The organism is Nocardia sp. GCM10030253, from assembly GCF_042675075.1.
Lineage (GTDB): Bacteria > Actinomycetota > Actinomycetes > Mycobacteriales > Mycobacteriaceae > Nocardia.
Genome location: NZ_JBHTDL010000023.1, coordinates 1 through 8,113, shown reverse-complemented (window position 1 = coordinate 8,113; position 8,113 = coordinate 1). Strand labels below are relative to the sequence as shown.

Annotated in this window: 9 protein-coding genes and 1 pseudogene; 6 read left to right on the top strand and 4 right to left on the bottom strand. The window is 65.4% G+C overall.

Annotation, left to right across the window (positions count from 1 at the left end; all coding sequences use genetic code 11):
• Positions 1 to 379: 379 nt before the first annotated feature.
• The 4 genes from ACFQZZ_RS33410 to ACFQZZ_RS33395 form a co-directional block, all read right to left on the bottom strand.
• Positions 380 to 607, bottom strand: coding sequence for a hypothetical protein (locus ACFQZZ_RS33410; protein WP_378688938.1), 228 nt, complete (start codon positions 605 to 607; stop codon positions 380 to 382).
• A gap of 182 nt (positions 608 to 789) precedes the next feature.
• On the bottom strand, positions 790 to 1,593 hold the full coding sequence (locus tag ACFQZZ_RS33405; protein ID WP_378688935.1) for a ParA family protein: 804 nt from the start codon (positions 1,591 to 1,593) through the stop codon (positions 790 to 792).
• A 173-nt stretch (positions 1,594 to 1,766) separates the two neighbouring features.
• On the bottom strand, positions 1,767 to 2,681 hold the full coding sequence (locus ACFQZZ_RS33400) for a glycosyltransferase (protein WP_378688932.1): 915 nt from the start codon (positions 2,679 to 2,681) through the stop codon (positions 1,767 to 1,769).
• Positions 2,682 to 2,721: 40 nt separating this feature from the next.
• On the bottom strand, positions 2,722 to 3,564 hold the full coding sequence (locus tag ACFQZZ_RS33395; protein ID WP_378688929.1) for a GntR family transcriptional regulator: 843 nt from the start codon (positions 3,562 to 3,564) through the stop codon (positions 2,722 to 2,724).
• 139 nt (positions 3,565 to 3,703) lie between these two features.
• Between ACFQZZ_RS33395 and ACFQZZ_RS33390 the strand changes: the two genes are divergently transcribed.
• From ACFQZZ_RS33390 to ACFQZZ_RS33365, 6 genes and pseudogenes are all read left to right on the top strand, one after another.
• Entirely contained in the window at positions 3,704 to 3,934 is a 231-nt protein-coding gene (locus ACFQZZ_RS33390) for a helix-turn-helix domain-containing protein (RefSeq protein ID WP_378688926.1), read from the top strand.
• The gene (locus ACFQZZ_RS33385; RefSeq protein WP_378688923.1) at positions 3,934 to 4,242 is read left to right on the top strand and encodes a hypothetical protein; all 309 of its coding nucleotides are present in this window, start codon (positions 3,934 to 3,936) and stop codon (positions 4,240 to 4,242) included. Before ACFQZZ_RS33390 ends, ACFQZZ_RS33385 begins: the two co-directional genes overlap by 1 nt.
• The gene (locus tag ACFQZZ_RS33380; protein WP_378688920.1) at positions 4,242 to 4,505 is read left to right on the top strand and encodes a hypothetical protein; all 264 of its coding nucleotides are present in this window, start codon (positions 4,242 to 4,244) and stop codon (positions 4,503 to 4,505) included. Before ACFQZZ_RS33385 ends, ACFQZZ_RS33380 begins: the two co-directional genes overlap by 1 nt.
• Positions 4,506 to 4,575: 70 nt before the next feature.
• Positions 4,576 to 6,465, top strand: a complete 1,890-nt coding sequence (locus tag ACFQZZ_RS33375; RefSeq protein WP_378688918.1) for a type IV secretory system conjugative DNA transfer family protein — start codon at positions 4,576 to 4,578, stop codon at positions 6,463 to 6,465.
• Positions 6,462 to 7,178: a DUF4913 domain-containing protein gene (locus ACFQZZ_RS33370; RefSeq protein WP_378688915.1), complete on the top strand. Its 717-nt coding sequence runs from the start codon at positions 6,462 to 6,464 to the stop codon at positions 7,176 to 7,178. The genes ACFQZZ_RS33375 and ACFQZZ_RS33370 overlap by 4 nt, the downstream gene beginning before the upstream one ends.
• Positions 7,175 to 8,113: pseudogene (locus ACFQZZ_RS33365) on the top strand (hypothetical protein); the annotation flags it as partial. The gene ACFQZZ_RS33370 and the pseudogene ACFQZZ_RS33365, both read left to right, overlap by 4 nt.

Sequence of the window (8,113 nt, the reverse complement as noted above, 5' to 3'; positions counted from 1 at the left end):
CGTGCGCCGATGCGGTTACGCCGCGCCGCGAATTCCGTTGTCTGAGCAGACAATTCCACGATTTCATCGCCCTGTGTCGAGCCGCCCACACACGCCCTTACCTGCCCATACACGGCCCTTACTCGAGTAAGGGGACGTAGTACTCGGATATGGGCAAACTGCGTCATCTTCGCAGACCGGTACGCCTACATCCTGTCTGGCCGTCGCGGTCTACCTGGGGTGGCCTCATGGTCCGCCATAGGCACCGCCGCGAACATGACCCCGGTCAGGCCGTGCACGAACGGTGGACAGAGCTGGTCAATTGAACAAGGCCACCAGTAGCCCTTAGACATTGTTCGCACGCGCCCATACACGTCTCTTACCCGTGTATGGGCGCGTATTACTCGGGTAAGGGCGGCAGGGCGGCCAGGCGGGCGGCAAGCTCGGCGGCGCGCTCCTTGGCCAACTCTTGGGCCACGGCATCGACTTGATCCGCACCGGCTAGCAGCAATGCGGACAACGCGACGTGCCGCGGTGTGCCTTCACCGAGCAACTGCACGATACGGTCGGCCGCACTTTCGAGAGCGCCGGCGGCCTGCTTGGTGATGTAGAACGAGGTACGCCGCATCCCGTCCGGATCCGGGCGGGTGCCACCCTTACCTGCCCTTACACGGCCCGTACCCGCCCTTACCTGTGTATGGGCAGGTATGGGCGGGTTGACCGGTACGTTCAGGTCGACTCGGGATCGCAGGACGCTGTTCGGATCTGTGCCGCTGAGGTCCGGTGCGGGTAGTGGTTTACGGCTGCCACTCACGATGCCGCCGCCGTCACCAGTTCAGGGTCGAGACGGTCGGCCAGCTTGCGGAATCCGATCGCGGTCTCGCTGGCGGGTGCGTGTTCGAGCACCGTCGTACGCAGCCGCCAGGACTCGCGGACCTCCTTCAGATCCTTGAACACCCCGATCACACCAATCGGATGGGTTTGGAACGCCTCGAGCGTGGAGGTGGCGATACGGCCCTTGCGTCCGTCGTACATATTCACGGTCATCCCGGCGACCTCAAACTCGACATTCAGTGCCTCTTGCAGGGTGGTCATCTGCCGCAGGAACAACCGCAGTGCCTTGATGCTCGAATCCTCGGCCTGCACCGGGATCACGATCTTGCCTTGCACTTGGTCGTCAGCGGGGCGCTTGCGAGTGGCCACGAGGGCGTTGTCGTTGAGCGCACCGAGCGACGGCGGGCAGTCGATCACCACATCGTCGAAGATGCTGACCACGGTGTCGAGGAACCTGCTCAGCAGGTACTCGCGGCCGGCCTTTCCGTACATCTGCGGTTCGAGCAGGAACATGTCGTCGCTGGTCGGGATGACGAACAAATTGTCGTTGACCTGCTGCACCAGTTCGGACAGCTCCCCGCTCCACTGCCCAAGCAGTGCTCGCGCGAGCGAAGCGCCCGGCGTCACCTCCACGCCGATCGCTTCAGTGAGATGGCCTTGCGGGTCCCAATCGATAGCCAACACGCGCCGCCCGCGTTCCGCGAGAGCGGCGGCCAGATTGACCGTGGTGACGGTCTTACCGACGCCGCCCTTCTGGTTGGCGATTGCGTAGATGCGCATAGCTCTGGGACGGTACTCGCTCCCCATGCCCATATCCGAGTACACACCGTGCGTACATGGGTATGGGCGTATAAGAGGTGCCCATACACGGTCCATACACAAGCCTCAGCGCACGGCAACTCACTACCGTGACTCTTCTCTTGGATGTCCCCCAGGCGTGATCGCGTCGCGTGTCAGCTTGCCCAGAACGGGCGTACAGAACGCCAGGAGTCGATCTCGCCGCCGTCGATGGCTTCAGGTGGAACGATGGCGCGGATGAGTCCCCAGGTTGCAAGCAGCCGCGGAATGACCAGTCGGCGGTCGCGGTCGCGCTTCGGCCGGATGGCGTCTTGTATCCAGCGGTAGGACTGGGCGATCTGGCATCGCACAGTGTCGGACTGGGATAGCCATTTCCGGTCGTACTTTCGCCGCGAGTTGAGGCGGAGCACTTCGCGCCACAGGCTGGCCTTGTCGCTCCGATCGTGCTGGTAGTGGAATTTGTCCACGTAGTAGGTCGGTCGCCCGAGCTGGGCCAGGCGCTGCTGTAAGTCGATCTCCTCGTAGAACAGGAAGAAGCGCTCATCGAAACCGGTTGCGGCTTCGAATGCGTCACGGGGCACGAGCAGGAATGCGCCCATGTTCCAGTCGACGCGTCGATCGTCGGTGTAGCCCGCTGGCGAGCGCTGCAACAAAACCGCCTTTCGCGCTTTCTGCCACTCGAGCGGCGGTGTGGGGAACTCGTCCCAGGACCACACGAGGTCGCTGCCAAACGACCGTTGTTGGATACCGACGCAACCGAATTCGCCGAACCTTGTCACGTGCTCGAGCAGGCTGGCCACATCGCAGTCGATCGCGGTGTCTGGGTTCAGGAACAGGATCATGCGGATATCACCGCCGAGTGACCTCGCGGCCTCGTTGCAGGCTGCGCCGAACCCCACATTCGCGCCGCCAATGACATTGGCGACGGCCGGATGTTGTTCGGCGATAGCGACACTCTGGTCAGATGACCCGCAGTCCCGCACGACGACGACGGCTCCGCGGGCATTGCTCTGGACCGCGTCCAGGCATCGAGGCAAGTCGATCGCGTTGTTGTGGGTCACGATCACCACGCCGACCGCGGCGATAGGCACTGACATAGCTCTCTCGTTTCTAGGGCTGGAGGTCACGGCCGATTTTCCAGACGCTCTCGTACCAGCGCTGGCATTGGTCGATGAACTGGGACTTGAACGACTCCTGGTCTTGGTCGCTCTCCAGGTGGAACAGCGTGGCGTTCTTGCCCACGAGATCGAGCATCACCGTGTCTTCGCCGTCCAGCGGCAGCTGGTGTTCCTCGATCGGATAGAAGCCGAAGAAGGCGTCGATCTGGTTGATGATGTAGAGCTTGAACAGCGGTGTCGCCGGGTAGACGCGAATCTGCACCGATGCGGAGTCGATCAGCCCGATCCGCTTCAGCTCAAGCACTTCGTCCTGGATGCCGAAGGCATGGCGTTCCATGATCCGCTCCATCCGCTTCCGGAACGCGGGTGAGTCTGCGAGATCCGACGCGCGTGCAGGCAGCGCCCACGGTGTTCCTGGGTCGGGAACGAGAATGCGGACGTCGATCGATTCTGGCCGGAATCGTCCATCTCGGATCTTGTCCAATGGCTCGGAGATCGCGCCGTGCAGGGTCTCTGCCGCGAATCCCGCGAAGTCCACCGTCACCTTGGGCGCCGTGAACGCCCGCTCGAGATGAGGGCGGAGGCCCACAGGTCGGCTTGTGCGTTCCTTCACGAACACGCCGCTCCCTGGCCGCGAGAAAACGAGTCCTTCAGTGCGCAGCTCGTTGACCGCTTGCTGCGCAGTCACTTTGGACACGCCGTACCGCTCGGCCAGCTCAGGCCCCGATGGCAGTTTGTCCCCTGGCTTCAACTTTCCAGTCAGAATCGCGGCCCGCAGCAGGTCAGCGAGTTGCCGCCGAGGTGGGCGGGGGTCGTCGGGATCGATCGCGCTCATGCCTACCAGCCTACGACCTGCCACCGATCTGCATAAGCGGCCTATCCAAGTATTGACCTGCCTATGCAGGTTGATGCACTATGGACCTGCATAGGCAACACGGAAGAAAGTTCCGAAATTTCCGCAGGAGGGCCCCTTAATGACTATCGATCTCTCAGCCGCTGCACGCACCGAGGATCTGGTCCCTGAAGACCTGATCCCGGCAAGTACTGCGGCGGCACTCGTCCATGTAGATGCCAAGACCATCAAGAACTGGGTCAAGGCAGGTGACCTGCGCGGATGGCTCGTCAACGGTCGTCACTACCGCGTACGACGTAGCGAGGTTTTGAGTCTCGTTCAGCCCGTCGCAGCCGTAAGCGGTGGCTGCTGATGAACATCCCCGATGTCTGGACGCGCGAGACCTGGCGCCGCGCAGCAACTCCCACCATCCCCGCGGTGCAGGTCGTCGACGGGCACATGGTCTCTGATGCGACTGCCCATCACGCCGACTACGTCGGCGAGGACCGGTGGCACGTCGATTTCCTGCCCGGTCGGCATCTGACTCGTGAGCAGGCCCGTGCCGCTATGCGGATCGCTGTAGCGCCGGATCGCCTCGAGGTGGACCGGTGGGCCGCAGCTATCGGCATGACCGCTTCCGAAGCCCGCGGCTACGCGCAGCGGATTGGGGCGGTGGGGTGATGGCGCGAATTCGTGAGGTCACCGTGGACGTACCGGTTGTCATCACCAACGGAGATAGCGGCGGAACCTTCGGCGTCGTCGGCGTGATGGCGGCCGCGTTCTCGTGCGTCGTGCTGGTCGCCTTGGCCGCTCTGGTCTGGGTGCTGCTGGCCTACCCGCGCACCGACTACTCGACCACAGTGCCGACCACCCGCCAGCTCGGCCCGTGTGAGCCGTTCTGCTCGCTGCGCACCGCCACTTCGGCACCGGGGGCGACGCGATGACGAGCACTGAAATCACCTGCCGCGTGCGGCTGTTCGCCGCCGCCCTGCCGAGCATGGAAGGAGCTGCGTAATGGACCGCAAAGTAAAAGGGCCCGCCAGCGGGGATGCGCAGGAATACGCGCCGCTGATCGTCACGGGCCTCGGGTTCGGTATCGCCGAGTACGCGTCGCTGTCGGTCCGCCTCGCCCCGTGGATCGGTGGCCTCGAACAGGACGGGGCGACCTGGCAGCCGCTCGATATGGCAATCCGCCTCGCCACCGGCGATGTGGTGTGGACCGGGCAAGCCACCGGCGCCGCTGTAGGGCTCGCGGTCACCGCGTGCGCGGCCTGCGTCGGTGCCGCGGTCGGGTGGCGGCAGTTGACCGAGAAGAAGCCGTGGCAGCGTCGCGGCACCCGCAAAGCGCGCAAAGAGCAGATCGACGGACAGGCGCGCTGGTTAGCGCGCGGCCCGGAGCTCGCCGACGTGCGCCGCAAAGCGGTCATGAAGAAGGCCGCAGACCTGAAAGTCAGCCTGGCCCACGGTGATGCGCCGGGGATCTCGATCGGTGAGGACATCCTCACCGGGAAAATGATTTACGGCTCCTACGAGGATCTCCACCTCGACATCATGGGACCGCGCGCGGGCAAGTCCACCAGCCGCGTCATTCCGGCCGTCATGGCAGCGATCGGCCCGGTGGTGGCGACGTCGAACAAGCGCGACATCGTCGACGCGACCCGCGATCACCGCGCCAAGAGTGGCCGGAACCGGAACTGGGTTTTCGACCCGCAAGGCGTCGCGGAAGAACCCGCGACTTGGTACTGGGATCCGATCTCCTGGGTCCTCGGTGATGATGGCGGCCGCCGCGCGCAGGAACGCGCGCAAGAGCTCGCCGGCCATTTCGCGGCGTTCGGTGAGGGCTCCCGGGATGCGTTTTTCGATCCGGAAGGTGAAGACCTGCTCGCGGGCCTGTTCCTGGCCGCTGCGGTGGGCAAGCGCCCGATTACCCAGGTCTACCTGTGGGTGACCAGCCCGCGAGACCAGGCGCCGGTGGATCTGCTCACCGCTGCCGGGTACGAGATGGTCGCGGCGGGCTTGGCGGATCAGTACAACGCTCCTGACAAGCAAAGGGCGGGCATCTTCGCGACCGCGAAAAAGATGTCCGCGTGTCTCAAGCTGTCCTCGGTCGCCGAGTGGGTGACCCCGCCGAGCGCCGCGGGCGATGAGCGCGACGAGTTCGACCCGCATGCCTTCGTGCGCAGCCGTGACACCCTTTACCCCCTCAGCAAGGACGGCAAGGGCTCTGCGGGGCCGCTGGTGACCGCGCTGGCGGCAGCGGTGTGCGAGGCCGGTACCGAGGAAGGCGTGCGTCACGGCGGGCGGCTGCCTGTGCCGATGCTGGTGGCGTTGGATGAGGCCGCCAACATCGTGCGTTGGGCGCAATTGCCTGCCCAGTACAGCCATTTCGGGTCGCGCGGCATCGTGGTGATGACGATCTTGCAGTCCTACGCCCAGGGCGTGCGGTGCTGGGGCGCGGACGGCATGAAGGCCCTGTTCGGTGCCGCGAACATCAAGGTGTTGGGCCCCGGCCTGGCTGATGCCGGATTCCTGCGCGAAATGTCGGATCTGATCGGGTCGCACTACGAGCGCACGATCTCGGTGACCCGCAGCAAGGGCGGCAGCTCGCAGGCGCATTCGCGCTCGAAGGAAACCACCCTCGAGATCAGTGACTTGGCGGCGATCCCGCGTGGGCGTGCGGTCGTGTTCATTTCCGGACATCGCCCGGTGATGGTGCGCACCGTGCCGTGGCAGGCCCGCCCGGACATGGCGGCCGCGGTCAAGGCGTCGTTGGCGGCCCATGATCCCGCCCGCCAGTCCGCGAAGGCCGCAGAGGCCGACTCCCACAACACCTTTGGAGGTGCGCGCCGACCGTTCTACGTCGTGCCGACCCTCGACGACGAGCAGGAAGGCAAGTCCGCATGACCACCAACGTTGCCCCCGAAACCGCCACCGAGAACGCCGATGCCTTGGGTTTGGGTGCGGAGCTGGCCGATGCGGTCCGCAAGGCCGTTGCCAGCCAGGTCGCGACCGTGTCAAAGGAGATCGCCAAAGCGGTCCTCGCCGACATGCTGACCCCCGAGGTCGTCGCCCGCATGGAGCTCACCGCCCGCGAAGAGGCTGCTGCCGCGCTCGCTCCCGCGCCGGAACCCGAACCTGAGCCCGAACCGGAGGAGAAGGAAAAAGAGCTGCGCTTCGGCAATGTGGAGGAGTTCGTCACCCTCTACGTCGCGCCGATGTATCGCCGCGAGGTGACTCGCCAGGGCGCTGATCAGTCGCTGGTGTGGTGCCCGCTGTGGCACGAGCACGGCGAGGTGGTGGGCCGGTTTACCGCGCTGTGGCTGGCCTGGGAGCACCTGCGCAACGGCGATGACGTGGAGCAGGCGCAGTACTGGGTGCAGTACTTCGACCCGATGATGTCGGAGATCTTGGCCCCGGAAGGGCCGTTCAAGTACTGCTCAGTTCGCGGCGGGCACAACAAGATCGGTGCGCTGGTCGACCTGCCGCTCGAAGCCGCCGACGAAGGCGCGTTCCTCGATGAACGGGTCGTGGACGGGTTCGTACAGACCGCATCCGGGCTCGTCGTGCCGAGCGGGCCCGCTAGTCGTGGGCGGTTGGTTGTGGAGTTCCCCGGATGACTACCGCGGTGAGCGGGGCCGGTTCGTGGGAGACGATCACCGCCGCTCTGGAACGGGCGGTAGGCCCGGGCCGTCCGGCCGGTGCGTGGACGCGCTACTGCTGCCCCGCGCACGAGGGCGACGGGCGCGGCCATCGCCCCAGCCTGGGCATCAAGCACGACACCAACCAGCACCGCACGGTGGTGCGCTGCTTCGCAGGCTGCGACAACGAGGTCGTCTTGCGCAGTGTCGGGTTGCAGGTGCGCGACATGTTCGACCTGCCGCTCGAACGCACCGACCGCGCCGTCGCTCCCCGGCCCCGTCCGCGCCAGGTCTCGCGCGCCGATCGGGCCTTGGACGCGGCGGGGATGACGTTGCAACAGCCCAAGAAACGGGATCTCGGTGCGCAGACCTCGCCGTGGAAGGCTGTCGCGTCTTACCCGTACGTGCGTGCCGACGGCACCGTCGCCGGTGAGGTCATTCGCCGTGAGGCCGATTTCCAGCACGGTCGCGATAAGAGCTTTTCGCAGCGGCGCTGGGATGAGAAGACCGGCGCATGGGTAGATGGCGGCTTCGAAAAGATCCCCTACAACCTGCCCGAAGTCCTCGACGCCATCGCCGAGGGTCGCCCGGTCTACGTCGTCGAAGGCGAAAAGGACGTCGAATCCGCGCGCGGCGCCGGCCTGGTCGCCACCACCAACGCCGGTGGTGCGCTGTCGTGGAGCGAGGAGCACTCGCGCTACCTCGAAGGCGCCCGGCTGCTGGTCTGTGTGGTCGACATCGACACGGCGGGCTATCGGCGCGGTGACCGCATCCGGACTACTGCCGAACCGCTGGTCGCACGGTTGCGGGTCGTGCAGGCCGCGACTGGCAAGGACCTCACCGACCATCTCGACCTGGGCCATGAGGTCGCGGAGATGGTGCCGGTGCCCCACCTCGACCCTTTTGCCCGCGCG

What these genes read in the sequence shown, in the direction of transcription:
- ACFQZZ_RS33410 (WP_378688938.1), bottom strand. Translation starts at nt 607, where the DNA reads ATGCGGCGTACCTCGTTCTACATCACCAAGCAGGCCGCCGGCGCTCTC.
- ACFQZZ_RS33405 (WP_378688935.1), bottom strand. Translation starts at nt 1,593, where the DNA reads ATGCGCATCTACGCAATCGCCAACCAGAAGGGCGGCGTCGGTAAGACC.
- ACFQZZ_RS33395 (WP_378688929.1), bottom strand. Translation starts at nt 3,564, where the DNA reads ATGAGCGCGATCGATCCCGACGACCCCCGCCCACCTCGGCGGCAACTC.
- ACFQZZ_RS33390 (WP_378688926.1), top strand. Translation starts at nt 3,704, where the DNA reads ATGACTATCGATCTCTCAGCCGCTGCACGCACCGAGGATCTGGTCCCT.
- ACFQZZ_RS33385 (WP_378688923.1), top strand. Translation starts at nt 3,934, where the DNA reads ATGAACATCCCCGATGTCTGGACGCGCGAGACCTGGCGCCGCGCAGCA.
- ACFQZZ_RS33380 (WP_378688920.1), top strand. Translation starts at nt 4,242, where the DNA reads ATGGCGCGAATTCGTGAGGTCACCGTGGACGTACCGGTTGTCATCACC.
- ACFQZZ_RS33375 (WP_378688918.1), top strand. Translation starts at nt 4,576, where the DNA reads ATGGACCGCAAAGTAAAAGGGCCCGCCAGCGGGGATGCGCAGGAATAC.
- ACFQZZ_RS33370 (WP_378688915.1), top strand. Translation starts at nt 6,462, where the DNA reads ATGACCACCAACGTTGCCCCCGAAACCGCCACCGAGAACGCCGATGCC.